Raw genomic sequence first — 24610 nt, forward strand, 5'->3', positions numbered from 1 at the left:
GGGGCGGAGCGCCCGGGCCCCCCAAACCCCCCGCCCCGACCCACCCCCACGGGGGGTGTCGGCCGCGCCGTCGGCGGTTCGCGGGGCGAGGATCCCCGCGATGGTGGGGCCGGGTTCCGGCCGGGGGAGATCGGCTCGGGCGCTCTGCCCCGCGCGGGCCCGGGAGTCCGGTCTCGGGAGTCATGGCCGGGGTTCGGCGTACCCGGCCCGGACTCGCGAGTTCCCGGGCCCACGACGCTCCGGGCTCAGGCCTCCTGGATGAGACCGATCGGGTTGTCGTCGGCGTCCTTGAGCACGGCGGTGCGCTTGCCGCCGCCGACGTCCTTGACCTCGTGGACGGGCTGCGCGCCGGCCTCCACCAGCGACGCGAAGGTCGCCTCGATGTCCGCGACGTGCCAGTAGGAGATCGGGCCGTGCTCCCACTTGGCGTGGCCGTGCGGGTCCAGGCCGATGTCCTGGCCGTCGAGGTGATAGCCGACGTAGTACGACTCGTCCATCACCGGATCGACGCCGAGGATCCGGCTGTACAACTCCTTGGCCTTGGCGAGATCCCGCACGGGGTAGATCACCGTCTTGATGCCTGTGGTCATGCTGCGCTCCTCGGGAGGGCCGGCCGGCGTCCGGGTTCGGGGTCCGGGTGCGAGTCGGCGTCGGGGCTTTCGCCTTCGTGGGTGCGGGTCCGTTGTCGGTCCGTCGAGGAGGTGACCCGCGCGGGCGGAGGAGTGTGACCGGTCCGGTGGAGTTTTTCCGGAGCGGTGCGGGGCGGCGGGGGGCGGGCGGCCGGATGCGCGGGGTCGTGTCTATCCGGTCGGCTCGGTCGTCGTCGCCAGCAGCCGGTCCTCGCCCCACGCGACGGCCTCATCCCGGCTGACGAACGCCGTCCACGGCGCCGGCCCGTCGCCGATCGGGTCGAGCAGCGGTTCCCGGGCGGCGATGGCGATCTCGTGGCCGGCCGCGACCAGGTCGGCCAGCACGGCGCCGAGCATCGTGGCCGAGCCGAGCGCGATCCGGGTGACCCGGTCCAGGTCGAGCACGATCCACCCCGGCGGGCTCGGCTCGGACTGACGCAGCGCGTGGAGCAGGTGCTCCGTCTCGGTGAACTCCAACGCCCCCTGCGCCCGGATGATGACGACACGATGCCCTTCGCGGTCCAGGACCGCCCGCTGCGCGGGTGTCCGGGCCCGGTAGGACGGGTGGTCGAGCGCGGTGGTGACCTCGGTGACGGTGGCGATGTGCCGACCGGGCTGGTGCATCAGGTGCAGCGCGAAACGTTCGGACAACTCGGTCAGCGCGACCACACCCCGCACGGGGTTGCCGGCCCGATCCAGCGGCGGGCTGTGTACCGCGATGCCGAACCGCGCCGGGCTGCATGCGATCAGGCCGCCGGACACCCCGCTCTTGGCCGGCAGTCCCACCCGCAGCAGCCATTCGCCCGCGCTGTCGTACATCCCGCAGGTCGCCATCACCGCCAACGCCCGCACCGCCACCGGTTCGGCGATCACCCGGTCGCCGGTGACGGGGTTGACGCCGCCGTTGGCCAGCGTGGCCGCCATCACCGCCAGGTCGGCCACCCCGACCCGGATCGAGCACTGGCGGAAGTAGGTGCGTACGGTCTCGTCCACATCGCCGGCCAACGAACCCGCGCCGCGCATCAGGTAGGCCAGCGCCCGGTTGCGGTCCCCGGTCGCCGCCTCGGAGCGGTAGACGTCCTCGTCGACGTCCAGGGATCGGCCCGCGAAGGCGGACAGGCACGCGCGGATGCGTTCGAAGCGGTCGCGCGCGTCGGCCGCCGGAACCAGCGAGGTGGTGACGATCGCGCCCGCGTTGACCATCGGGTTCGCCGGTCGGCCGGTGCCCTGCTCCAGGCTGATCGCGTTGAACGCCTCGCCGCTGGGCTCGGCGCCGACCCGGCGGGCCACCGCTGCCGGGCCGAGTTCGGACACGGCGAGTGCGTAGACGAACGGCTTGGACACCGACTGGATGCTGAACAGGTCGTCGGTGTCGCCGGCGTGGTAGCGGTTGCCGGACATGCTGACCAGCGCGAGGCCGAAGGTACGGGGGTCGGCGGAGGCCAACTGTGGGATGTAGTCGGCGACTTCGCCGTCGGCGAGCGAACTCAGCCGGTCGTGCAGCTCGGCCAGGGAGGTGGTCACCGGGTCCATGGCGACCACCCGTCGGCCGTGCGGGGCGCAGTGGTGTCCGGCATCGTCCTGCTCCCGTCCGTCGACCGGCCGGGCCGGTAAGCGGGCGTCGGCCGGTGCGCTTTCGTCACGTAGCGTGATGGTCGGTTTTCGAGCGTAGTCGGCGCACGATCGACACGCGCGCCGGCGGGGCGGGGGTTGGGCCGGTTGTGGGGGCGGCTGTGTGGCTGGTCGTGGGGGCGGCTGTCTGGCTGGTTGTGGGGTCGGTTGTATGGCCGGCTGGGGGGCGGCTCAGCCCTGTGACGAGCCCGCCCGGATCGGCGCGCCGGCCTCGGCGTGCTCGCCGGGCGCCGCCGCCGCGTACAGCACTTCGCGCAGTCCGGGCAGCGTCTCGCGGTCCGGGCGCCAGACCAGGCGCAGGGTGAGGTCGGGGGTGTCCAGCGGAAGCCTGACCAGGGTGCCGGCGGCGAGTTGGTCGGCGACCGCGAAGTGCGGCAACAGCGCGACGCCCAGCCCCTGTTCGGCCCAGGCCCGGGTGACCGCGACACCGCCGGCCCGGACCCGCTCCACCTCGACGCCGAGCAACCGGTCGCCGGCCAGCCGGAACGAGCAGGCCGACGCCCCATTGACCAGCAGCCGCTCCTCGCGCAGGTCGGCGTCGGTGATCCGGTCCCGGTCGCCCAGCGCATGCCCCGGGGCGGCGACCAGTGCCAGCCCGACGGGTTCCAGGTCGACGAACGCCAGTGCGGCCGGCGGTGGTTCGAACCCCAGCTCGCCGAGCCAGGTGCCGGTGTCCAGGAGCAGCGCCACGTCCAGCCGACCGGCCACGACGGCGGCCAGGAGTTCGCTTCGATCACTGTCCGAGACCACCTGGACCCGCAGATCGGGCCGGCGGGCGGCGAGCCGGCCGAGCACCGAGGGCACGTGGGTCACGGCGATGCTCTCCAACGCCCCCAGCCGCAGCAGCGGCGCCGCGGCGGCCACCTCGCGGCGGGCCTGTTCGGCCTGGTCGAGCAGCCGGTGCGCCCACTCCCGCATTCGCTCCCCGGCAGCGGTCGGCGTCATGCCCCGGGGACCTCGGTCGAACAGGAGTACGCCCACGGACTTCTCCAGGACCCGGATCTGCTCGGAAACCGACGACGGCGCGATGTCGAGCGCGTTGGCGGCCGCGGTGACCGTGCCGAACCGGGCAACCGCCTCGAAGGTGCGGAGCTGGCGAAGTTCCATGGGCCGGGCAACCTCCTTCGAACATTCGGATATTCCGAACGGAGCATACGGTCGGGCCGGTCGAGTCGAGAGCCACGGTCGACGGACAGTGGTGCAGCGCGATCCTCGGGCTCTCCCGGGTCGTTCCCGGGCCTGTTCCGGGGTCGCTCCCGGGCCCCCCTTGGGCTTCTTTGGGCCTCTTTGGGCTTCCCTGGGCCTCCTTGGGCCTCCTGGGGCCTCCTTGGGGTCGCTCCCCCACCGTCGCTCCACTCTCGGAGACTCTCGATGACACTCCTCGACCCACCCGTCGCAACCCCACCCGCCATCACCTCGAGGTCGCGCACCCGAGCCCTTATCGGTATCTCGCTCGGCTACTTCATGGTGTTGCTCGACATGACCGTGCTGTCCGTGGCCGAGCCGGACCTGGCCCGGTCGCTGGGCGGTTCGGTGGCGGGGCTGCAGTGGACGGTGTCCGGGTACACGGTCGTCTTCGGCGCACTGCTCCTGACCGCGGGGGCGGTGGCCGATCGGTTCGGCGCGCACCGGGCGTTCCGGGTCGGCATCGTCGGGTTCGGCGTCGGTTCGCTGCTGAGCGCGGCGGCGCCGAACCTGTGGACGCTGGTGGCGCTGCGCGGGCTGCTCGGGGTGGCTGCGGCCGCCTGCGTACCGGCGTCGATGGCGATGATCACCCGGCTGTTCCCGATCCCCGCCGAGCGGGCCAGGGCGGTGTCGGTGTGGGCGGCGCTCAGCGGGGCGGCCCTCGCGGTCGGTCCGCTCGCCGGCGGCCTGCTCGTGGACGCGTACGGCTGGCGCTCCATCTTCCTGATCAACGTCCCGATCGCTGCCCTCACCCTGGCGCTGACCGCCGGCCGCGCGGTGCGGTGCCCCCGGGGCGAACGGCCGATCGACCGGGCATCCCAATTCGTCGTGTGCGTGGCACTGGGCCTGGCCACCGACGCGCTGATCGCGGCCGGGTCCGGGTCCGGGACGCACGCGGCCGGTTCGGGGGCGGCGGCGGTGCTCGCCGCGCTGCTGTTCGTCCGGGCCGAACGGCGCAGCCCGCACCCGGTGCTGCCGGCCGCGGTGTTGCGTTCGTGCGCCACGAGGTCGGCGCTGCTCGCCGGGGCGGCGGTCAACTTCGCGATGACGGGACTGCTGTTCGTCCTGCCGCTGCTGTTCCGGCAAAACCTGCACATGTCGCCGATGCGGACCGGGGTTGCGTTCCTGCCGATGACGCTGCCGTTCGCGGTGAACCCGCTGCTCACCGGCCGGATCGTGGCGCGGTCCGGGCCGCGGGCCCCGATGCTGGCCGGGCTGGGACTGCTGACCTCGGGCTGCGTGGTGTTCGCCGTCGCGGTGCTTGCCGGCTTTGGGTATCCGGTGCTGGCGATCGGGCTGGTGTGTACCGGCTTCGGGGTGTCCTTCGCGCTGCCCGCCCTGGTCGGCACGGTGATCGCCACGGCACCGGAGGGCACGGCCGGCGCGGCCGGCGGCCTGCTCAACGCGGTCCGCCAGATCGGCGCCACGGTCGGGGTCGCGGCGATGGGCGCGTTCGTCGGCGTCGACGGCGCGACGGGCACCCACGACCTGGCCTGGGCCCTGCTGCTGCCGGCGGCGCTGTGCGCGGTGATGACGGTGGTGGTGGGGCGGCGGGCCTGACCCGCGGGCGCCGGGCCCTCCCCGGATGTCGGCGCCGTGTGCAAAGCTGCGTGCGATCAACGGGATACGGAATCCTCATCCTCATCCCCCCAGAAACGAGGACTGCGCAATGGGCATGGGCACGACCGCCACCGGGACGTTCGACCTCACCTCCTTCCAACCGGAGGCGATCGACGAGGCCCCGGGCGCCGCACTCGGCCGGGTCACCATCACCAAGGTGTTCACCGGCGACCTGGCCGGCGAGAGCACGGTGCACATGTCGTCGGTCATGGACGTCGAAGGCACCCCCGCCGCCTATGTCGCGGTGGAACGCTTCACCGGCGAACTGACGGGCCGCAAGGGCTCCTTCGTCTTCCTGCACTGCGCACCGGGCACCGCGGGTGAGGAACTGGCGATCCGGGTGGTCGCGGGTACCGGGACGGACGAACTCGCCGGGATCACCGGCTCCCTGGACATCACACGAACCGAGGACGGCGCTCACACGTACGTCCTGGACTACACACTCGGCTGACATCCCGCTCCCGGGGCAGGGCACAGGGGGCACCTCGACGCGCCGGTGTCGCCTTGACCCGGGGGCGACGGCGACCTACGCTCCGAAACAGAAGCGGGAAAGCGCTTTCCATTCGACCGTGCCGCCCACGGGGCGAAAGATTCGAGGACACGTGAGCACACCCGAGCATCCGAGGTGGGCCTTCAGCACCCTCGGCGCCCCCGGCCGGCCGGTGCACGAACACCTCGTCCGCGCGCTTCGACACGGCTGCACCGGCCTCGAACTCCGGGTCCACCAGGACGAGTTCGTACACGTGGACCTGCCCCCGGCCGAGCGCCGGGCCATCCGCGCCCAAATCACCGACGCCGGCCTGGCCGTACCGTGCCTGGCCGGCTACGCGGGCATCTGCGCACCCACCCCCGACCCGGTCGTCCTGTCCGCCATCGACCGCCTCCTCGACCTGGCCTACGACCTGGGCGCATCGGCCGTCCGCATCTTCCCCGGCGGCACCGGCGACGGCGACACCGAACGCGCCCAACGCAGACTGGCCGCCCTCCTCCCCGACGCCCGAGCCCGCGGCGTCACCATGCTCATCGAAACCCACGACTCTCACCCCTCGGGCACAGCCGTCGCAACCCTGATCCGCCCCTTCGCCGGCGCGGTCGGCGCAATCTGGGACGCCCTGCACCCCTGGCGCCACGGCGAACAACCGCCCGAAACCGCAGAAGCCCTGGCGGGCTTCCTGCACTACGTCCAAATCAAGGACGCAGCCTCGACGATCGACACCACCCCGGTCCCCCTGGGCACCGGAGCAGTACCACTGACCACCATCGGCACCACCCTGCAAAACCAAGCCTGGCAAGGCTGGATCTCCCTCGAATGGGAAAAAGCCTGGTACCCGGAAATCCCCAACCTCGACGAGGTCCTCCCAGCCGCAGCCCAATGGGTGAACACCTTCGCCTCACCCCGCTGACAGCCAGCTGCCCGCACCCAACCGAACCGCAACTCGCGGCGAGCACACCCGTCTTCTCGAGAAGCCCCTCCGACGAACTCGGCCCAACGCCTCACTCTCCCCACCGCTACCAACCACACCCGCGCCTGCGCCGCGACTTTTTCCTGCCGACCTGCGTGTTCTCCGCAGCTTTGCCGTTCCCCCGGCTCGTCGCGCCGACAGCCGGGACTCGCGGTTGTCGGAGCCTTACGCGCACGAGCATGGCCGGCCCGGGAGCTCCCATCGAACTCGCTCGACCGGCGCCGCCCGGAGCGTTTGCCCACGATGCCACTCGACAAAAGGGCTCACGCTCCTCGTTCCACCAAGTGACGGTGCAGTTCACGAAGGATCGGTCACATGTCGAACAACTCGGTAATGGCCGCAGCCTGAGGACCGACCGCGATCGCGCTACCCGGGTCCACCACGATGCGCCCGTGTTCGTAAAGACCGTCGCAACCCAGCGCGCACACACGCCAACGGCTCCACTTGGGCCTGGGATACAGCACGCCGCTCGAAGCACTGCGCAAGCACGATGAATTCGGACTCGTGCCATGAACGAACGACGCAGGCGTCCGGAAAACGCAGGCCACCACCTCTGAGCCCCGCAGGCTGACGGCGGCCCACCCCCATGATCCGAATAAACCCCGGCCCAGTACCCGCAACCAAGAGCACAACTCTCGCTGGAAACGGCCGACCACGGCCGACCCACTCGGGAAACCCTTTCGGCGGACGACCCGACCGCTCTGCGACCGAGGCGGCACACCGTCCTCCTCGCGCGTACCCCGTCCCGCCTCGGCTCGGCGCGCGGCGTGATGGTGGGGATGGGTGCATGTTGCCTGCTTGTAGAGCCTCCGTGGGGGGGCGCTTGCGTGCTGGGCCGGCGAACCGGAGCGGGCCGGGCGTGGGCTGAATACCCTGGGCCATGCCATCGATCAGACTGAACAATGACACCGCTGCGATGCTGGCGATCTGGGTCGAGCCGTGGGGCACCGACCACTGGATGCGGCCACACGAGAAGTTCACGCTCCTTACCGGTGACGGTCCCGAACCGGATCCCGACGATGTGCCCTTCGATGTCGTTTTTCACGAGGAGGGCGTCAGCGTCTGGGTCAATGGCGCCTACGAGGCGACCGTGCACGACGAATCGGGGGCCGAGGTGTCGTGCGGACATCAGCGCCCCCTCGACGTCATGCGTGCCTGGACCGAGTCGGCCGAGGCCGCGGCGGTCGCCGACCGTCCATACCTCACTCCGGAGATCCGGGAGATGGCCCGCCGCCATGCCGAGGACATGCGCCGCGCGCTTACCGAAGCCGAGGCCGCTGCGGCTGCGGCTGCGGCTGCGGCCGAAGTGGTGGCGGAGGTCGAGGGGCCTGCCGAGGCCAATCCAATAGCGGAGCCGGAGCCCACCGCCGAAGCCAACACGGCGAAAGCCAACACGGCCGAACTCGGCACCCGCTCGGGGCCCGCCACTCCAAACGAAGCCGACACGACGGCCGGATACCGACCAGCCGAAAGCCTGAACAGCCAAGTAGCTGAGCGGCTGAGAACCCGAGCGGCTGACGACCTGAGCAGCTGAGCAACTGAGCAGTTGAGCAACTGGGCAGCTGAGCGCCAAGCCCCGCAGGCCGCACACGCAAGACCCTCCCCGGGCCGCCGGCCCCCCTACGCCGTGGCCTCCGGCCGGACCCTCGTGGCCAGTTCGGACAGGCCCCGCAACACCCGGCGGCCCTCCTCGTCCGGCTCCTGCGGCTGGTAGATGGTGATCCGCTGGCCGCCCTCCATCCGCAGCACCTCGAACGCAAGCGTGATCTCGCCGAGTTGCGGATGCCGGTACGTCTCCTGGTCGCTACGCCGCCGGCGCACGTCGTACCGCTGCCACTGCACCGCGAACTCGGGGCTCCCCTCCGTGAGTTCGTCCACGAGAGCGGCCAACTCCCGGTCCCTGGGGTCGGCGGCGAGCAGCGAGCGCAGTTGCGCGGTGGTGCTGAGCGCGGCCCGCTCCCAGTCGGCGAACAACTCCCGTGCCGTCGGGTGCAGGAACAGGTATCGGATGCTGTTGCGCCGCTCCGGCGCCCAGTCGGCCAGTCCGGGCAGCAGCGCGAACACCTCTGGGTTGGCGGCCAGGATGTCGCTGGTCCGACCGAGCAGGTACGCGGGCCAGGGTCGGACCCGCTCCAGGAGCGCGCGGATCCCCGGCCGTACCTCCCGATCGGCGGGCGCGCCGCCGGCCGGCAGCCGCTCCGCCGCGTGGTTGGCCAGGGCGTACAGGTGCGCGTGCTCCTCCTCGTTCAACCGCAGCGCGCTCGCGATCCCGTCCAGGACCGCGCCGCCGGGATTGTTTTCGCGGCCCTGCTCCAGGCGCGTGTAGTACTGGATGCTCAGCCCCGCCAACGCGGCCAGCTCCTCCCTGCGCAGCCCCTGGGTACGACGGAGTCCGGTGCCGGCGGGCAGCCCGACGTCGCCGGGCTGGAGACGGGCGCGGCGGGCCTGCAGGAACTCTCCGAGTGGATGTGGTGACGTCACCTCTCGATTGTCACAAAGCCGGGGTCTCGGTGCGTGTCCCCCACGGGGACAGGCACGGCGGGCGGCACCGGCACGGGGACGACCGTGCCGCCATCAGTCCCGGCACCGCACTCGCCATTGGCGCGAATGACACGGCCTTCATGGCGACCCACGCACGCGCAAGGCTGACAGCGCCGCCCCGGGTCCGGCCCCCGACCCGACGCCCGCAGAACGGACGTGCCCGCCGCCATGCCCCCGACCGACCCGCTTCCGCACCCGATACCCTCGCCCCCGCGCCGCCGATTCGCCGGCCCCGCCCCCGAACAAGCCGGATTCGGAGCCCGATTCACCGCGGCCGCCGCCATCGGATCGGTCCTGAATCCGATCAACTCGTCGATCATCGCGATCGCGCTGGTGTCGATCGGCCGGGCGTTCGGCGTGGACGCGGGGGCCACGACGTGGCTGGTGTCGGCGTTGTACCTGGCCACCGCGATCGGGCAGCCGACGGCCGGGCGGCTCGCGGATCTGTTCGGGCCCAGGCGGGTGTACCTCGCCGGCATGGCGCTGGTCGCGCTCGGCGGGCTGATCGGTTTCGTGGGTACGTCGATCGGCATGCTCGTGGTCGCGCGTGTGGTGCTCGGACTGGGTACGTCGGCGGCCTATCCGGCGGCGATGACGATGGTGCGCCGGCAGTCCGAACGCCTCGCCCGGCCCGCGCCGGGGCGGGTGTTGAACGCGCTCGCGGTGGCGGGGCAGACCACGATGGCGATCGGGCCGCCGCTGGGCGGTCTGCTGATCGCGGTCGGCGGGTGGCGGGCGATGTTCCTGATCAACATCCCGCTCGCGGCGATCGCGGCCGGGTTCGCGGTGTATTGGTTGCCGGCGGACGAGCGCCGGCGGCGTACCGGCTCGGCGGCACGGGAGCTGGATCCCCCGGGCCTGCTGCTGTTCGCCGCGACGTTGACGAGCGTACTGCTGTTCCTGATGCGGCCCACCGCGTCGAGGTGGTGGCTGCTCGCGCTCGGTCTGGTGGCCGGACTGGCGCTGACCCGTTGGGAGTCGCGGGCGCATTCGCCGTTCCTGGATGTGCGGATGGTGGCCCGCAACGGCGCGTTGACCAGGACGTACCTGCGGCAGGCGGTGGCGATGGCCTCGACCTACTGCTTCATCTATGGCTGGACCATGTGGCTGGAGCAGAGCGCGGGCCGCTCGGCGTCGGCCGCCGGGCTGTTGATGACGCCGTCGTTCGTGGTGGCGGCCGGGGTCTCGGCCGTGGTGACGGGGCCGGGGCTGCGTACTCCGCTGCTGGCCGGTGCCGGCGTGCTGACCGTGGGCAGCGCGAGCCTGTTGCTGCTGCGGGCGGACTCGTCGTTGTGGTTGCTGATCGTGGTGAGCGTCGTCTTCGGGCTCCAGAACGGCCTGGCCAACACGGCCAACCAGCGAGCGATGTTCCGCCAGGCGCCGGCCGCCGCGACGGGCACGGCGGCCGGACTGCTGCGTACGTTCTCCTACCTGGGCGCGCTGGCGTCGGCGAGCCTGATCGGCACCACGTTCGGTCCGCGGGCGACCGACGCGGGGCTGCATCACCTGGCGATGATCCTGACGATGATGTCGGGCGTACTGGTGGCGGCCACGGCGCTGGACCCGGCGCTGCGTGGGGGGCGGGAGGACGGGGGGTGGGGGGCCGGGGAGCCGGACGCCGAGGGATCGGAGGCCGGGGAGCCGGGTGCCGGGGAGCCGGAGGCCGGAAAGCCGCCCTACGCCCGGGCGCGGCGGTGGGCGGCCACCCGTTCGCGCGTGGCGCAGCGCCGGGAGCAGTAGCGGCGGGGCAGGCCGCCGCCCTCGTCGACGAAGACCTGTCGGCAGGTCGCCGAGGTACAGACGCCGCCGGGTGGACGTTGCCGATCCCACAGCAGCATGGTCAGGGCCAGGCAGGACGAGGCGAGGAACCACTCGCCCCACGGCGCGTCGTCGTCGCGGTCGAGGTGCGGATGCCACGGGCTGCGACCGTCGTGGGAGGTGAGCCGAAGCCTGCCCCGCCCCCGACGAAGCAGGCGATTGAGCGCGTCGGCGGCAGCGTCGACGTCCTCGGCGGCGAAGACCGCACGCAGCAGCAGGCCGGCGGCGCGCAGGTCGGCAACGTCGGTCGCGGTGAGCTCGATCGGATCGGACTCGCCGTGTTCGCGCAGGAGTTCGGCGAGGGCGGAGGGGGACGGGTCGGGCATCGGGTCGTCCGCCGTCAGGGCGTTGACCAGGGCGACGGTGCGTCGGGCCACGGCCTGTACCGAGTGGCGGGTGGCCCGCTCGTCATTCGAGTGCAGCACAGCTCAAATGTAACGCATCTAGCCATTAATTGAGTTACCTACGTAACGTGCCACCCATGCAAAAGCGTTACCGAGGAATATGGCCCTACATCGCCGGGGCAGCAGCAGCGCGCACCGGCGACGAGATGTCGGGCCCGGCCCTGCTGCTGGCCGGCTTGGCGGCCACCGGCTCGGCCGCCACCGCATCGGCACTGCTCGCCGCCGTCACCGCGGCGGCAGCAGTCGGCGGTCCCGTCTTCGGCGTACTCCTCGACCGCTCCCCCCGACCGGGCCGCCTGCTGACCGCCACGCTGGCGGGCTATGCGGCGGCGCTCGGGACAATCCTGGCCACGCTGGGCCGAACCCCGATCGCGATCACCCTGCTGATCGCCCTGACCGCAGGACTGGCCGGCCCGGCCCTGACCGGCGGCTGGACGTCCCAGCTGCCACGTGTGGTCACACCAGCCGACCTACCACGGGCGACGACGTACGACGCCATGACATTCAACGTGGCCGCCCTGACGGGGCCGGCCCTGGCCGGGATCATGACGACCCTGGCCGGCGCAACGACCGCAATGACAACCGCGATCGTCCTGATCTGCCTGGCACTACCAGCGGCCCGATCACTGCCGTCGGCCCGCACGCACGTGCCGGCCCGCACGCCGATGCCGACCCGCACGCAGGTGCTGCGGAGGCGCTTGACGCCACCACCAGCCGGGACATCACCCGCCACCGGGGTACAGGCACCCCGAAACCACGCGGCACCACCGCCGACCCAAACGCCGCCCACCAACCGCAGCCAGGGGTCCCGGGAGCCATCGGAGCCGCCGGAGGCGGCCGGCTCCCACGCGCCGCCGAAGCCCCCCTCGACCCCATCGATCGGCGCCGACCTCGTCGCGGGCTTCCGGGCCATCGTGGGATCACCGTCCCTGGCCCGGGCCACGGCGGCGTCGATGTTGTCCTGTGTCGGACAGGGCATCCTGCTCGCCGCCGGCCCTCTCCTCGGCGAACGGGCCTTCGGCTCGGCCGCCCACGGGCCGACCCTGCTCTCACTGCTCGCCGCCTCGGCGTTGACGACGAACGCGTTCCTGGCCCGCCGACCGCACCCACTGCGCCCGGAGACGGTGATCCGGTACAGCACGCTGATCCTCTCCGGCGCCCTCCTACTCGCGGCAACAGCCCACCCGATCCCGCTGATTGCCGCGATGCTGCTCGCCGGCGTGGCCGAAGGCCCGCAACTCACGGCCCTGTTCACGATCCGACACCGCGAAGCCCCCGAGGCCCTACGCAGCCGCATCTTCACCACCGGCGCGAGCCTGAAAATCACCACTTTCGCCCTCGGCGCAGCCCTCACCGGCCCCCTCCTCACCCACTCCCTCACCACAGCCCTGGCCACAGCGGCGCTCTTCCAGGTCCTGGCCACACTCAGCCTCACCGGGAGAAGGCCAACGCCACCGGCGGACGGAAGAACAAACGCCGGGTCCGACGAACCCTCCAAACCTGAGCCCGAACCCGAGCAACACGCGGGGCCACAGAACAGCCACAGCCACAGCCACAGCCCCGAACGGTGATCACTCGAAGCGCGCCCAGGTCCTCCCACGCGCTCGACCCCAGACACGGCAATCGGCACGGTACGACTCCGGGCGCGCGGGATATCGACCCTGCGACGACCGGGCCGACCGACAATCCCCGACCGAGGCTGAGGAGCTCGGAGATCCCTTTGGGTGGGCAGAGCGAGTTCGGCGGACGTTGCGCTGTTGGTTGCGGGGGCGCCGGTGCGGGGCCGGTCCGGCACGTGAGATGGGCCGCCGCCGGCGTGCGGGGCTCCGAGACGGAGGCGTTCCCGACGAGACGAGCGTGTTGGTCGGCTTAAAAGCGGCCAGCAGCGGCGGGCGGGGTGGGTGCTCGGGTTGGGTTCGCCGGGCGCGCGTTCCCGAGTGGGCCGGGTTCTTCCGGCGAGCGTTGCGCTTTTGGTTGCGGGTGGCCGGTGCGGGGCCGGTCGGAGTCGGTGATGAACCGCCGTCGGCGTGCGGGACTCCGAGACTGCGGGTTCCCGACGAGGTGGGTGTGTTGGTTGGGGAAAACCGGCCGGCAGCGAGGGAGCGGGTGGGTGCTCGGGTCGAGTCCGCCAAGGGGCGTTTCGGGGTAGGTTGGTGCGTTTTGGTGGTGTTGGGGGCAGGGTTGGGGTTCGGAACCGGATCTCGGTGGGTGGCTGTGGGCTTCGGGTTTCTGTGACCTGCGGTTTTGCGGTGTCGGGGTGGAGAGTCGGGTGTCGAGTGCCGGTTTCGTGCATGTCCGGCCTCTTCGGCGCGCGTGTGGAGACCGAAACTGCCTGGTCGGAGTCGGCTCGGGCGCTGCGGCCTTGCAGAGGTCGTCGAGGGGACCGAAAGTGCCCAGTGAGGGTCGAAACCGGATCCCGAGGCGCCTCAAACACTCTCCTCTTTGCGCTGACCTGCGGTTTTCTCTCCCGCTGAAGTCACGACACCCCACGCCGTCCGGTTTTGGAACCCTCGCCACCCACACGCCGACCGCACGCCGACCGCACGCCGAAAACACCCGGCCCACTCGGGAAGACTCCTCGGCGGACTCGACTCGACCGCCCTCCCTGCCCCTGCTGCCGGCCGGTTTTCGCTGACCAACGCGGCCGTCTCGTCGGGAGGCCCGGGTCTTGGAGCCCCGCACGCCGGCGGCGGCCCACGACCGACTCTGACCGGCCCGCACCGGCCACCCGCAACCACAAGCGCAACCCCCGCCGAAAACACCCGGCCCACTCAAAAACGCACGCCCGGCGAACCCAACCCGAGCACCCACCCCGCCCGCCGCTGCCGGCCGCTTTTAAGCCGACCGACACACCCGCCCCACCGCAAGCCCCAAGCCTCGAAACCCCGCACGCCGGCGGCGGCCCGGCACCGGCACCGCGCGGCCAAAAACGCAGCGCCTGCCGAAGGGAGACCTCGGCCTGCTCGGGCAGCCTCTCGCCTCTCCCTCGTGCCCCCGGCCCCCGCCCCCCGCCCCCCGCCCCCTGCCCCCTGCCCCCTGCCCCGGCCCCGGCCCAGGCATCGCGCGGATGAGCACACGGCCGCTGCGACGCCGAGACCAAGCCCGGCCGACGTCCCCTGCCAAGGTTCGGCAGGTCGGGAGCTCCGGCGCATCCGCCTCACCGAGCCCACCGCATGGCCCCCCGACCCGAAGGTCTCGGCGGGTGCAGTCGCGGCACCCCCTGGGGTGGGTGGGGTCCTGGGCCGGCAAAGGCCGAGGCAAAGGCCGGCCCAGCGCCCGTCCGAGGCCGCCAATGACCCGATGACCCCCGTTGCCGCCGGCCTCGACGCCCTGCCCAAATGGCACCGGGGCCACGGCGGGGCGGTCGGTCAGGCACCTGGGCTGCGGCGGCGCCGGCGGTCGGTCACCAGGGCCGCAGCCGCGCCGCCGGTCAGTGGCCGGGCGCCGGGCCCGTGCTGGATCTGATGACCAGTTCTGCGTCCACGTCCACCGTGCGTGGGGTGACCGTTGGGCCGGTGAGGATCATGTGCATGGCCTGGGTGCCGATGTCGGCCAGGGGGAGACGGATCGTGGTCAGGGGTGGGTTGAGGTCTGCGGCGAAGGGGACGTCGTCGAAGCCCACGACCGAGACCTGGTCCGGTACGCGCAGGCCCAGGTCCTCCCGCAGGGCGGCCAGCACTCCGGCGGCCATCACGTCGTTGAGGACGACGAGCGCGGTCGGTGCGGACGGGCCGGCCGGCAGGGCGCGGGCGGCGGTTCGGGCCTGCTCTCGGGTGAACCCGCCGTCGACCACCTGACCGGGCGTCAGGGGAAGCCCCAGCGACCGGAGTTGCCGCCGGGCCCCGTCCAGGCGATCCCGGACCGTGGTCAGCGCGCGCGGGCCGGAGACGATGCCGAAGCGCCGGTGGCCGAGGTCGTACAGGTGGCGCACGGCGAGGGCGGCGCCGGCGCGGTTCGCCGGGCGTACGGTGTCGGCCGCGATCCCGTGTGAGCCGACCGCGATCACGTGGCCGCCGTCGGCACGGTAGGCGTCCACCTCGGCGGCCAGCCGTCGGGTGAACTCGCGGTCGGCGAAACCGCTGCCGGCCAGCACCACCGCGCGGGCGCGCTGGGCACGCAGCCGGGCCAGGTAGTCGAGTTCCAGCTCGGGGTCGCGAAACGTCGCGGCCAGCATCACCAACAGCCCATGCTCGCGCGCGACGCCCATCGCGCCGGCCGCGATCGCCGCGAAGTACGGGTCGGCGACGTCGTGCACCACCACACCCACCACACTCGTCGTGGAGCGGGCCAGCGCCTGCGCCGGGGCGTTGGAGACGTACCTCAGTTCGCGGGCGGCGTCGAGCACACGCTTGCGCAGTTCCTCCCCCACGATCCGGGTCCCGTTGCTGCCGTGCAGGGCACGGGAGGCGGTGGCGGAGGAGACCCCGGCGCGCGCGGCCACCTGCTGGAGGGTGACGGGGCCCGGCGGGCGGGCCGCAGGCGCGTCGGAGGTCGGAGTCGGCATGGGCACAGAGTAGCGATTGGAAAGCGCATACCCAAGTGGATGCCGGGAGCGATATGTGGGCGGTGCGCCTCAGGCCCGACATCCCTTGACCTTGACGGCCCCGCGCCCTAGCTTACGGGAAAGCGCTTTCCCGTTCCGGTTCACCCGCCTACCGAGAGGCCCCCATGACCACCACCCACACCCTCGGCGTCGTGATGAACGGCGTCACCGGCCGCATGGGCTACCGCCAGCACCTGGTCCGCTCGATCCTGGCCATCCGCGAGCAGGGCGGCGTGGCGCTGGCCGACGGGTCGCGGGTCGTGCTCGAGCCGGTGCTGGTCGGGCGTGACGCGGACAAGCTGCGCGCGATGGCCGACCGGCACGGCATCGCCGCCTGGACGACCAACCTGGACACCGCGCTCGCCGACCCCGCGAACACGATCTACTTCGACGCGCAGGTGACCACGGCGCGCGAGAAGGCGATCCACGCGGCGATCGCGGCGGGCAAGCACATCTACACCGAGAAGCCCACCGCCGAGACCCTGACCGGCGCGCTGGACCTGGCCCGGGCCGCCGACGCCGCCGGGGTCAAGCATGGGGTGGTGCAGGACAAGCTGTTCCTGCCCGGACTGCTCAAGCTCCGCCGGTTGATCGAGGGCGGCTTCTTCGGCCGAATCCTGTCCGTGCGCGGTGAGTTCGGCTACTGGGTGTTCGAGGGCGACTGGCAGGCAGCACAGCGGCCGAGCTGGAACTACCGGGCCGAGGACGGCGGCGGCATCGTCGTGGACATGTTCTGCCACTGGTCGTATGTCCTGGAGAACCTGTTCGGTCGGGTCGAGGCGGTCACCGCCAAGGCCGTCACGCACATCCCCACCCGCTGGGACGAGCAGGGCCGGGAATACCCGGCGACCGCCGACGACGCGGCCTACGGCATCTTCGAACTCGCGGGCGGGGTGGTCGCGCAGATCAACTCGTCCTGGGCGGTGCGGGTGAACCGGGACGAACTGGTGGAGTTCCAGGTCGACGGCACCGAGGGCAGCGCGGTTGCCGGGCTGCGTCGATGCCGCGTCCAGCACCGCTCGGCGACGCCGACTCCGGTGTGGAACCCGGACCTTCCGGTCACCGAGTCCTTCCGGGACCAGTGGCAGGAGATCCCCGACAACGCGGGCGACAGCGGCTTCGACAACGGATTCAAGGTCCAGTGGGAGGACTTCGTCCGGCACGTGGTGGACGACGCGCCGTTCGCGTTCGACTTCCTCGCGGGCGCGCGGGGCGTACAGCTGGCCGAGTGCGGCCTGCGCTCCTCGGCCGAGGGCCGTCGGATCGAGCTGCCCGTGCTCGACGGGAAGTCCGCATGACCGCCCGCCTGTTGCTGCCCACGACGACGGGCACGGTCGAGCCGTACGAACTCACCGGCGTACACTTGGGCGCGGCCCCCGGCGGCCCGGCCTTCCGCGAACGCACGGCGTACGCCGCCGCGCACGTGGTGGCCGACCCGCTCGCCGACAACACCCCGGGCCGGCCGGCAGCACCCGACTGGGACGCCACGCTCGCCTTCCGGCGCCACCTGTGGTCGCACGGCTTCGCCGTCGCCGACGCGATGGACACCGCGCAGCGCAACATGGGCCTGGACTGGGCCGCCACCGCCGAGTTGATCCGCCGCAGCGCCGCCGAGGCGGCCACGATCGGCGACCCGTACGCGCTGATCGCCTGCGGCGCGGGCACGGACCACGCCGGCGTCGGGCTGACCGTGGATCAGGTGATCGCCGCCTATACGGAACAGATCGCGGTGGTCGAGGAATCGGGCGCCAAGGTCGTGCTGATGGCGAGCCGGCAACTGGCCGCGGCGGCGCAGGGGCCGGAAGACTATCGGCGGGTGTACGACGCGCTGTTGCGCCAGGTGCGACGACCGGTCGTACTGCACTGGTTGGGCGAGGTGTTCGACCCGGCGCTGGCCGGCTACTGGGGCTCCGCCGATGTCGATGCGGCGACGGAGACGTTCCTGGACCTGGTGCGCGAGCACGCGGATCGGGTCGACGGGGTCAAGGTCTCGCTGCTCGACCGTGACCACGAGGTCCGGCTGCGCGCGCAACTCCCCGCCGGGGTACGCCTGTACACCGGGGACGACTTCCACTACCCGGAGCTGATCCGGGGCGACGGGCGGCACTTCAGCCACGCCCTGCTCGGCATCTTCGACGCGATCGCCCCGGTCGCGGCGGGCGCGCTGCGGGCGTTGGACGCGGGTGACACGGATCGGTACGAGGCCCTGATGGCGCCGACGGTGCCGCTGTCCCGGCATCTGTTCGCGGCGCCGACCTACCACTACAAGACCGGCATCGTCTTCCTGGCCTGGCTGACCGGCCGCCAGTCCGCGTTCACGATGGTGGCGGGCGCACAATCGGCCCGCTCCGTACCGCACTTGGCCGAGGCCTTCCGATTGGCCGACGCGGCGGGCCTGTTCCCGGATCCGGAGTTGGCGGCATCCCGGATGCGGGCGCTGCTGACGGTGGCGGGGGTGGCGTCGTGAGCGCGAACGAGGCGACGGGCTCGCAGGCGCGGGACGTGACGGCGGCGGCAGCGGAACCCACAACGGAGCCCGCGTCGGAACCCACGTCGGCAGCAGAGTCCGCAACGACCCCGGCAGCAAGCCAAACCGCCTCCGACCCGACAACGGTGGACGTCCCGAGCGGGCGACCCGCCGGCGTGCCCACGCCCGCGGTCGGCGACGCGCGGTTGGCGCGGCTCGCGCTGAACCAGTGGACGACGCGGGAGTGGTCGCTGCGCGAGGCGGTCGAGGGGTGTGTGCGAGCGGGCCTGCCGGCGATCGGGTTGTGGCGGGACAAGGTCGCCGACGCGGGGCTCGCCGAGTCGGCGAAGCTCGTGCGCGAGGCCGGGTTGCGCGTCTCGTCGTTGTGCCGAGGCGGGTTCCTGACCGCGCGCGAACCGGCCGCGCGGGCCGAGGCGATCGCGGACAACCGTCGCGCGATCGAGGAGGCCGCGGCGTTGGAGGCGGCCTGTCTGGTCCTGGTCGTCGGCGGACTGCCCGCCGAGGAACGGGACTTGCCGGGGGCACGGGAGCGGGTCGCCGAGGCGCTGGCCGAACTCGCGCCGTACGCCGGGGAGCACGGGGTTCGGCTCGCGTTGGAGCCACTGCACCCGATGTACTGCGCGGACCGCGCGGTGCTCTCCACCCTGGACCAGGCGCTGGACCTGGCCGAGCCGCATCCGGTCGAGCAGGTCGGCGTGGTCGTGGACGCGTTCCACGTGTGGTGGGACCCGTACCTCCCGGCGGCCATCCGTCGGGCCGGCGCGCGGATCGCCTCGTTCCAGATCTGCGACTGGGTGCTTCCGCTGCCCGTCGACGCCCTCCTCGCCCGAGGCATGATGGGCGACGGCACGATCGACTTCCGCGCGATGGCGACGATGGTCGAGGCGGCCGGCTACCGAGGCGACATCGAGGTGGAGATCTTCAACGCCGACGTCTGGTCCGCCGACCCGAACGCGGTCCTGGCCACGCTGAAACGCCGATACGTGACGGAACTCCTGGGCTGAGCCCACGAGTCGGCGGTTCGGTAGGGCAACCCGTCAACCGGCTCGCGGATCGACCAGGGTCCGCACCCGGTCGGCCTCGGGGTCGAAGCCGAGCACCGGGTATCCATGGTCGCCTTCCGCGTCCATGAACACGGCCTTGCCGAGCCGCCGTCCGAGCCTGCCGAGGAACGCGCAGAAGGCGTCGAGCCGTTCCTGCCCCTGCAGCTCGCGCAGGTCGACATCGAAGTCGATCTCGATCTCGGCATGGAAGCGGAAGATCGCCACGGCGTCGGGGAACGGCGACACCCGCAGCTGCGGAGACTCGGCGTCGGCGGGGCGGGCGAGGATGGTCTCGGCCCGAGGCAGTGGCCTGGAGTCGAGACCTTCCGAGTATTCGTACGGCCACCCGTCGGCCACGACCACATCGAGCACCGCCTGCCAGTCCTCGACCGAGGTGTCGGGGATCCTCAGGTCCGGCAAGGCACCCATCAGGGCCGGGTCGAAGAGGTCCTCGACCTCGCTCCAGAGCAGTTCGGGCATCGGGCCATCCTGCCCGAGGCACGCCGGCCCGGACGAAGCGTTTTTCGGCGCACGTCGCCGTACCGATACGAGAGTGGACCCGTCTTCATGCGCATCGTGCTTGCTCCCGACTCGTTCAAGGGGACCGTCGAGGCTTCGGTGGTGGCCGAGGTGTGGGCGGAGGGGTGGTTGCGGGGGCGGCCGGGGGACGAGGTGGTGTCGGTGCCGTTGGCGGATGGGGGTGAGGGCACGCTCGATGCGGTGGCGCGGGCCGTGCCGGGGGCCGTGCGGGTGCCGGTGGGGCCGGTGCCCGGGCCCGATGGGCGGCCCGTGGACGGCGTGTGGTTGCGGTTGCCGGACGGTACGGGCGTGGTCGAACTCGCCGCCGTGTCGGGGCTGCCGTTGATGGCCGCGCCCGATCCGGCCGGGGCGCATACCGCCGGCCTCGGCGTGGTCGTCGGCGCGGCGCTGCGGGCCGGCGTGTCCGCCCTGGTGGTCGCGGTGGGCGGTTCGGCCTCGACCGACGGCGGCACCGGCGCCCTGGCCGCGCTCGGCGCCCGCTTCCGCGACGGCGACGGCCGGGAACTGCCCTACGGCGGCGGCCCCTTGGCCCGCCTCGCCGGCATCGACACGAGCGCGCTCGCGGCGCCTCCGCCCGGCGGCGTACATATTCTCACCGACGTCACCAATCCCCTGCTCGGCCCGACCGGCGCGGCGGCCGTGTTCGGCCCGCAGAAGGGCGCGTCCCCGGCCGACGTCGCGGCCCTGGACGCCGCCCTCGCCCGCTTGGCCGCCCTCCTCGGCGGCAGCCCGACCACCCCCGGCGCCGGTGCGGCGGGCGGTACCGCATACGGCTTCGCCGCCGCCTGGAACGCCTCGATCGTGCCCGGCGCCCTCCGCGTCGCCGAACTCGCGGGCCTGCCGGACGCCCTCGTCGGCGCCGACCTCGTGATCACCGGCGAGGGCCGCTTCGACGCCACCTCTTCGCAGGGCAAGGTGGTCGGCACGGTCCTCGACCTGGCCCACCACGGCGCCGGCGTCCCCGTGGCCCTGATCGCCGGCTCGATCGCCGCCCCCCTGCCTCCGGGTGTGCCGACCGCCACCGACCTGACCGCCCTGTCCGGCTCCCCCGCCGAGGCCCGAGCCAACCCCACCCACTGGCTCCGCGAGGCCGCCACCCGCCTGGCCGGCGAATTCCACCCCACGGCCGCAACCTGACCGCCCCACGGCCGACTTCGGCACGGCGGCGGTGGCGGTGGCGGTCGATCCAACCGAGCGGTCCACCGGCCGGCCCCGGCCCCGACCCGGACCCCGACCCCGACCTCGACCCCGCCCGCGAGCCCGCCGCATGGCCCCGGGCAGCCGATGCGGGCGGCTAGGGTGAGGGGATAATGAATTGGTTTTCTGCGCCTTCGGGCGAGTTCGAGCTCGGCCGGTATCCCGAGGATCCCCGTGATCTGCTGCGCGCCTGGGATGCCGCCGACGAGTACGTACTGCGCCACCTCGCCGGCATCGACGACGCCGAACCGACGGATCTGTCCGGCTCCGTCGTGATCGTGGGCGACCGATGGGGCGCGCTGGCGACCGCGCTGGCCGAGTCCCGGCCGGTACAGATCAGCGACTCGTTCCTCGGCCAGGAGGCCACGCGGACGAACCTGGCGCGCAACGACGCCGACCCGAAGTGGGTGCGGCTGCTCTCCACGCAGGACGCGCCGCCGGAGCGGATCGACGTACTGATCGTCCGCGTCCCGAAGAACCTGGCCCTGCTGGAGGACCAGCTGCACCGGCTCGCGCCCGGGGTGCACGCCGACACCGTGGTGGTCGGCACCGGGATGACCACCGAGATCCACACGTCCACGCTCAAGCTGTTCGAGCGGATCATCGGCCCGACCCGGACCTCGCTCGCGGTGAAGAAGGCCCGGCTGATCTTCGCCACGCCCGACCCCGCACTGCCGCGTACCCCGAGCCCGTGGCCGCACGGCTACACGGTGCCGGACGGCCTGGGCGCGGCGTCCGGGATCGTGACCGTCAACCACGCGGGCATCTTCTGCGCGGACCGGCTCGACATCGGTACCCGCTTCCTGCTGCGCAACCTGCCGCGTCGTGTCGGCCGCGACCGGGTGGTGGACCTGGGCTGCGGCAACGGCGTGGTGGGTACGGCGGCGATGCTGGCCAACCCGCGCTCGGAGGTGTTGTTCGTCGACGAGTCGCACCAGGCGGTGGCGTCGGCGCGGGCCACCTTCGAGGCGAACCTCGGAACCGACGCGGGCGCCGAGTTCGTGGTGGGCGACGGGGTGACCGACGTGGCGCCCGAGAGTGTCGACCTGATCCTGAACAATCCGCCGTTCCACACCCACCGGGCCACCACCGAGGGCATCTCGTGGCGGATGTTCGCCGGTTCGCGCGCGGCGTTGCGCTCCGGCGGCGAACTGTGGGTGATCGGCAATCGGCATCTGGGTTACCACGTGAAGCTGCGCCGGTTGTTCGGCAACTGCGAGATCGTGGCGAGTGACCCGAAGTTCGTCGTGCTGCGGGCCGTGAAGAAGTAGGGGTCGGGCCCGTGGGGCGGGATACCGGGCCGGAGCCACCGCCCGCCCCGGTCCGCTCCTGCCCGGCCCGGACCGTGCCCCGACCCGGACCGTGCCCCGGCCCGCACCGTGCCCCGGCCCCGACCCGGCCCAGCCCCCGCTCAGTCCTCGTTCTCCACCCGCAACAACATCCGCTTCAGCAGCGCGTTCAGTACATCCCGATCCGCCTCGTCGAGCGGCCCGACCATCGCCCGCTCGGCCCGGTCGAGCAGTTTCATCGCGGCCGTCCAGCGCTCCCGGCCGGTGTCGGTCAGTTCCACGTCGACCCGGCGGCGGTCCTCGGTGCCCCGGATGCGGCGGATCAGGCCGGCCTTCTCCAGGGTGTCGAGCCGCCCGGTGATGCCGGCCGGCGACACCATCAGCTCGCCGGCCAGTTCGGACGGCGTGGCCCGGTAGGGCGCGCCGCGCGAGGACAGTCGGTGCAGCGTCTCGAACTCGAAGCCCTGGAGTCCCAGCTCGGCGAGCGCACGTTCCTTGACCTGCCGCACGTGCCTGTTCAGCATCTGGATGCGGGTGACGATGCCCTCCACCCGCTCGTCGAAGGGCGCCTTGTCCCGCCAGCGCGCGATGTGCCGATCGACCGAGTCGTCGGTCTCGGGCGGCCTGGGCTCCCCGCGCTCGCCGCCCCGCGTCCGCCGATCCTGGTCCGATGTCCGGTCCCGACGCTCACCTTGCATCCGGTCATTATGCTATGCGGGTCGTTAATTTGCTGGCGAAAGATTCGCTGACGAATTATATTGCGATCATGACGTCCTCGACCCGACGGCTGATCCTCGGCCGCTCCTTCGCGGCCTTCGCGACCGCGCTGATCCCGACCACGCTGACCCTGGCGCTCGTACACACCGGCTCCAACGGCGATCTGGGCCTGGTCCTGGCATGCGAGCTGATCCCGATGTTGCTGCTGCTGCCGGTGGCCGGGGTGATGGCGGACCGTTTCCCTCCGCACCGGGTGATACTGATCGCCGACCTGGTACGCGCCGCCGCCCAGTTGGCGATCGGCGTCGAACTGCTCTCGGCCCCGCCCCGGATCCCCGACCTGGCCGTACTGTCCGCGCTCACCGGCGCCGCCGTCGCGTTCGGCACGTCGGCGATCCATACCCTCGTGGTGTCGGTGGTGCCCGAACCGGAGCGGATGCGGACCAACTCCCGCCTCGGCGTGGTCCAGGGCCTGGCCCAGATGGCGGCCCCCGCGGCGGCCGGCGGACTGATGCTGGCGGTCGGCGCCGGCTGGTCCTCGCTGCTCACCGGGCTGCTGTTCGTCGGATCGGCCGCCACGTTCGGCGGCCTGCGTCCCGAGCGGGTCGTGCGTCGGGCCGAACCGGGCGCGTTCCTGGGCGAGTTGCGGGCCGGGTGGGAGGAGACCAAGCGCCATCCCTGGTTCCTGGCGAGCGTGATCACGCACGGCGTCTGGCACCTGGCGGCCGGCTTTCTGCTCACCCTCGGGCCGATCATCGCCGTGGACCGGCTCGGTGGCGACCGGTCCTGGGTGATCATCGCTCAAGTCGGCACCGTGGGGCTGCTGTTCGGCGTGTGGGTCTCCTCCCGCCTGCCGATTCGCCGTCCCCTGGTGGCCACCACGTTCGGCGCCGCGCTCTACGCGGTCCCGCTCACCACCCTGGCCCTGCACGCCCCGATGCCGGTCGTCGCGGCCGGCTACTTCGTCGCCATGCTCGGTCTGGGCATCCTCAGCCCGCTGTGGGAGACCACGATGCAGCGCCGGATCCCGGCGGAGGCGCTGGGCCGGGTCGGCTCGTTCGACACGCTGATCTCCTTCGCGGCCCGGCCGCTCGGCCTGGCCGTGGCGGCTCCGGTTGCGGCGGCGATCGGCAGTACCACGCCACTGCTGGTGGCCGCCGTACTCGTATTGGCCTCGAATCTGGCGCTGTTGCTGTTGCCGGACGTTCGGATGACCACGAATGCGGCGGAGGACGCGGCGAAAGGCGCCGCAACGGACGCGCCCGTCGCGGCGGAGCCCGCGACCGAGTCCGCCCCCGCCGGGCAGGCTTGACCGACCCGGGGCGGACCGAGCCACGCCGCGAATACGATTGAGGCGGACCGAGCCCCGCCGCTAATCCGATTGTTCCGCCCTCGTCTGCGCCTCTACCCTGGGCCCGCAACGACAACGGCGTGTAGCTCAGCAGTAGAGCACCGGGCTTCGGACCCGGAGGGCGCGGGGGCGGAACCCGCCATGCCGGCT

The 24610-nt window shown here is 72.3% G+C and carries 20 protein-coding genes and 1 tRNA gene; 13 read left to right on the forward strand and 8 right to left on the reverse strand.

The window, feature by feature from the left end:
* Positions 1 to 245: 245 nt before the first annotated feature.
* The 3 genes from ACWGR4_RS19925 to ACWGR4_RS19935 all read right to left on the reverse strand — a co-directional run bounded on the left by ACWGR4_RS19925 (position 246) and on the right by ACWGR4_RS19935 (position 3368).
* Complete coding sequence (locus ACWGR4_RS19925) at positions 246 to 590, reverse strand: VOC family protein (RefSeq protein WP_452131639.1); 345 nt, start codon at positions 588 to 590, stop codon at positions 246 to 248.
* Between the two features lie 210 nt (positions 591 to 800).
* The gene (glsA, locus tag ACWGR4_RS19930) at positions 801 to 2162 is read right to left on the reverse strand and encodes a glutaminase A (protein WP_452131638.1); all 1362 of its coding nucleotides are present in this window, start codon (positions 2160 to 2162) and stop codon (positions 801 to 803) included.
* A gap of 270 nt (positions 2163 to 2432) precedes the next feature.
* A complete protein-coding gene (locus ACWGR4_RS19935) occupies positions 2433 to 3368 on the reverse strand; it encodes a LysR family transcriptional regulator (protein ID WP_452131637.1) in 936 nt (311 codons plus the stop codon).
* Positions 3369 to 3632: 264 nt separating this feature from the next.
* Between ACWGR4_RS19935 and ACWGR4_RS19940 the strand changes: the two genes are divergently transcribed.
* The 4 genes from ACWGR4_RS19940 to ACWGR4_RS19955 all read left to right on the forward strand — a co-directional run bounded on the left by ACWGR4_RS19940 (position 3633) and on the right by ACWGR4_RS19955 (position 8063).
* A complete protein-coding gene (locus ACWGR4_RS19940; protein ID WP_452131636.1) occupies positions 3633 to 5006 on the forward strand; it encodes an MFS transporter in 1374 nt (457 codons plus the stop codon).
* 109 nt (positions 5007 to 5115) lie between these two features.
* Entirely contained in the window at positions 5116 to 5517 is a 402-nt protein-coding gene (locus tag ACWGR4_RS19945; RefSeq protein ID WP_452131635.1) for a DUF3224 domain-containing protein, read from the forward strand.
* A gap of 151 nt (positions 5518 to 5668) precedes the next feature.
* The gene (locus tag ACWGR4_RS19950; protein ID WP_452131634.1) at positions 5669 to 6469 is read left to right on the forward strand and encodes a sugar phosphate isomerase/epimerase family protein; all 801 of its coding nucleotides are present in this window, start codon (positions 5669 to 5671) and stop codon (positions 6467 to 6469) included.
* A gap of 940 nt (positions 6470 to 7409) precedes the next feature.
* Entirely contained in the window at positions 7410 to 8063 is a 654-nt protein-coding gene (locus ACWGR4_RS19955) for a hypothetical protein (RefSeq protein ID WP_452131633.1), read from the forward strand.
* 86 nt (positions 8064 to 8149) lie between these two features.
* Here the strand turns inward: ACWGR4_RS19955 and ACWGR4_RS19960 are convergent, their stop codons facing one another.
* On the reverse strand, positions 8150 to 9010 hold the full coding sequence (locus tag ACWGR4_RS19960) for a helix-turn-helix domain-containing protein (protein WP_380014582.1): 861 nt from the start codon (positions 9008 to 9010) through the stop codon (positions 8150 to 8152).
* A 228-nt stretch (positions 9011 to 9238) separates the two neighbouring features.
* Between ACWGR4_RS19960 and ACWGR4_RS19965 the strand changes: the two genes are divergently transcribed.
* The gene (locus ACWGR4_RS19965; RefSeq protein ID WP_452131632.1) at positions 9239 to 10810 is read left to right on the forward strand and encodes an MFS transporter; all 1572 of its coding nucleotides are present in this window, start codon (positions 9239 to 9241) and stop codon (positions 10808 to 10810) included.
* Here the strand turns inward: ACWGR4_RS19965 and ACWGR4_RS19970 are convergent.
* Positions 10747 to 11310, reverse strand: coding sequence for a CGNR zinc finger domain-containing protein (locus ACWGR4_RS19970; RefSeq protein WP_452131640.1), 564 nt, complete (start codon positions 11308 to 11310; stop codon positions 10747 to 10749). The genes ACWGR4_RS19965 and ACWGR4_RS19970 overlap by 64 nt on opposite strands.
* Positions 11311 to 11369: 59 nt before the next feature.
* On the opposite strand from ACWGR4_RS19970, the gene ACWGR4_RS19975 reads away from it, so the two are divergent.
* Entirely contained in the window at positions 11370 to 12863 is a 1494-nt protein-coding gene (locus ACWGR4_RS19975; protein WP_452131631.1) for an MFS transporter, read from the forward strand.
* 1859 nt (positions 12864 to 14722) lie between these two features.
* Here ACWGR4_RS19975 and ACWGR4_RS19980 read toward each other — a convergent pair.
* On the reverse strand, positions 14723 to 15796 hold the full coding sequence (locus ACWGR4_RS19980; protein WP_452131630.1) for a LacI family DNA-binding transcriptional regulator: 1074 nt from the start codon (positions 15794 to 15796) through the stop codon (positions 14723 to 14725).
* 164 nt (positions 15797 to 15960) lie between these two features.
* On the opposite strand from ACWGR4_RS19980, the gene ACWGR4_RS19985 reads away from it, so the two are divergent.
* From ACWGR4_RS19985 to ACWGR4_RS19995, 3 genes are all read left to right on the forward strand, one after another.
* Positions 15961 to 17133, forward strand: a complete 1173-nt coding sequence (locus tag ACWGR4_RS19985) for a Gfo/Idh/MocA family protein (RefSeq protein WP_380014801.1) — start codon at positions 15961 to 15963, stop codon at positions 17131 to 17133.
* Positions 17130 to 18302, forward strand: a complete 1173-nt coding sequence (locus ACWGR4_RS19990; RefSeq protein WP_452131629.1) for a dihydrodipicolinate synthase family protein — start codon at positions 17130 to 17132, stop codon at positions 18300 to 18302. The genes ACWGR4_RS19985 and ACWGR4_RS19990 overlap by 4 nt, the downstream gene beginning before the upstream one ends.
* Positions 18303 to 18448: 146 nt before the next feature.
* Positions 18449 to 19327 (forward strand): sugar phosphate isomerase/epimerase family protein, encoded by an 879-nt coding sequence (locus ACWGR4_RS19995; protein WP_452131628.1) that lies wholly within the window; start codon positions 18449 to 18451, stop codon positions 19325 to 19327.
* Positions 19328 to 19360: 33 nt separating this feature from the next.
* Here ACWGR4_RS19995 and ACWGR4_RS20000 read toward each other — a convergent pair whose 3' ends face one another.
* A complete protein-coding gene (locus ACWGR4_RS20000) occupies positions 19361 to 19846 on the reverse strand; it encodes a hypothetical protein (protein WP_452131627.1) in 486 nt (161 codons plus the stop codon).
* A gap of 87 nt (positions 19847 to 19933) precedes the next feature.
* Between ACWGR4_RS20000 and ACWGR4_RS20005 the strand changes: the two genes are divergently transcribed.
* Together ACWGR4_RS20005 and ACWGR4_RS20010 are read left to right on the forward strand one after the other, a co-directional pair.
* Complete coding sequence (locus tag ACWGR4_RS20005; RefSeq protein WP_452131626.1) at positions 19934 to 21043, forward strand: glycerate kinase; 1110 nt, start codon at positions 19934 to 19936, stop codon at positions 21041 to 21043.
* A 173-nt stretch (positions 21044 to 21216) separates the two neighbouring features.
* Complete coding sequence (locus tag ACWGR4_RS20010; protein WP_452131625.1) at positions 21217 to 22374, forward strand: methyltransferase; 1158 nt, start codon at positions 21217 to 21219, stop codon at positions 22372 to 22374.
* A gap of 140 nt (positions 22375 to 22514) precedes the next feature.
* Here ACWGR4_RS20010 and ACWGR4_RS20015 read toward each other — a convergent pair whose 3' ends face one another.
* Complete coding sequence (locus ACWGR4_RS20015; protein WP_452131624.1) at positions 22515 to 23090, reverse strand: MarR family winged helix-turn-helix transcriptional regulator; 576 nt, start codon at positions 23088 to 23090, stop codon at positions 22515 to 22517.
* Between the two features lie 68 nt (positions 23091 to 23158).
* Here ACWGR4_RS20015 and ACWGR4_RS20020 point away from each other — a divergent pair, with 68 nt between their 5' ends.
* Together ACWGR4_RS20020 and ACWGR4_RS20025 are read left to right on the forward strand one after the other, a co-directional pair.
* On the forward strand, positions 23159 to 24421 hold the full coding sequence (locus tag ACWGR4_RS20020; RefSeq protein WP_452131623.1) for an MFS transporter: 1263 nt from the start codon (positions 23159 to 23161) through the stop codon (positions 24419 to 24421).
* Positions 24422 to 24536: 115 nt separating this feature from the next.
* Positions 24537 to 24608, forward strand: a tRNA-Arg gene (locus ACWGR4_RS20025).
* Positions 24609 to 24610: the final 2 nt, after the last annotated feature.

This window comes from Embleya sp. NPDC055664, from assembly GCF_053618075.1.

Coding starts and splice junctions, on each gene's coding strand:
- ACWGR4_RS20000 (WP_452131627.1), bottom strand. CDS start 19,846: ATGCCCGAACTGCTCTGGAGCGAGGTCGAGGACCTCTTCGACCCGGCC.
- ACWGR4_RS19935 (WP_452131637.1), bottom strand. CDS start 3,368: ATGGAACTTCGCCAGCTCCGCACCTTCGAGGCGGTTGCCCGGTTCGGC.
- ACWGR4_RS20015 (WP_452131624.1), bottom strand. CDS start 23,090: ATGCAAGGTGAGCGTCGGGACCGGACATCGGACCAGGATCGGCGGACG.
- ACWGR4_RS19945 (WP_452131635.1), top strand. CDS start 5,116: ATGGGCATGGGCACGACCGCCACCGGGACGTTCGACCTCACCTCCTTC.
- ACWGR4_RS19925 (WP_452131639.1), bottom strand. CDS start 590: ATGACCACAGGCATCAAGACGGTGATCTACCCCGTGCGGGATCTCGCC.
- ACWGR4_RS19955 (WP_452131633.1), top strand. CDS start 7,410: ATGCCATCGATCAGACTGAACAATGACACCGCTGCGATGCTGGCGATC.
- ACWGR4_RS19975 (WP_452131631.1), top strand. CDS start 11,370: ATGCAAAAGCGTTACCGAGGAATATGGCCCTACATCGCCGGGGCAGCA.
- glsA (WP_452131638.1), bottom strand. CDS start 2,162: ATGGACCCGGTGACCACCTCCCTGGCCGAGCTGCACGACCGGCTGAGT.
- ACWGR4_RS19985 (WP_380014801.1), top strand. CDS start 15,961: ATGACCACCACCCACACCCTCGGCGTCGTGATGAACGGCGTCACCGGC.
- ACWGR4_RS19980 (WP_452131630.1), bottom strand. CDS start 15,796: ATGCCGACTCCGACCTCCGACGCGCCTGCGGCCCGCCCGCCGGGCCCC.
- ACWGR4_RS19940 (WP_452131636.1), top strand. CDS start 3,633: ATGACACTCCTCGACCCACCCGTCGCAACCCCACCCGCCATCACCTCG.
- ACWGR4_RS20005 (WP_452131626.1), top strand. CDS start 19,934: ATGCGCATCGTGCTTGCTCCCGACTCGTTCAAGGGGACCGTCGAGGCT.
- ACWGR4_RS19965 (WP_452131632.1), top strand. CDS start 9,239: ATGCCCCCGACCGACCCGCTTCCGCACCCGATACCCTCGCCCCCGCGC.
- ACWGR4_RS20010 (WP_452131625.1), top strand. CDS start 21,217: ATGAATTGGTTTTCTGCGCCTTCGGGCGAGTTCGAGCTCGGCCGGTAT.
- ACWGR4_RS20020 (WP_452131623.1), top strand. CDS start 23,159: ATGACGTCCTCGACCCGACGGCTGATCCTCGGCCGCTCCTTCGCGGCC.
- ACWGR4_RS19990 (WP_452131629.1), top strand. CDS start 17,130: ATGACCGCCCGCCTGTTGCTGCCCACGACGACGGGCACGGTCGAGCCG.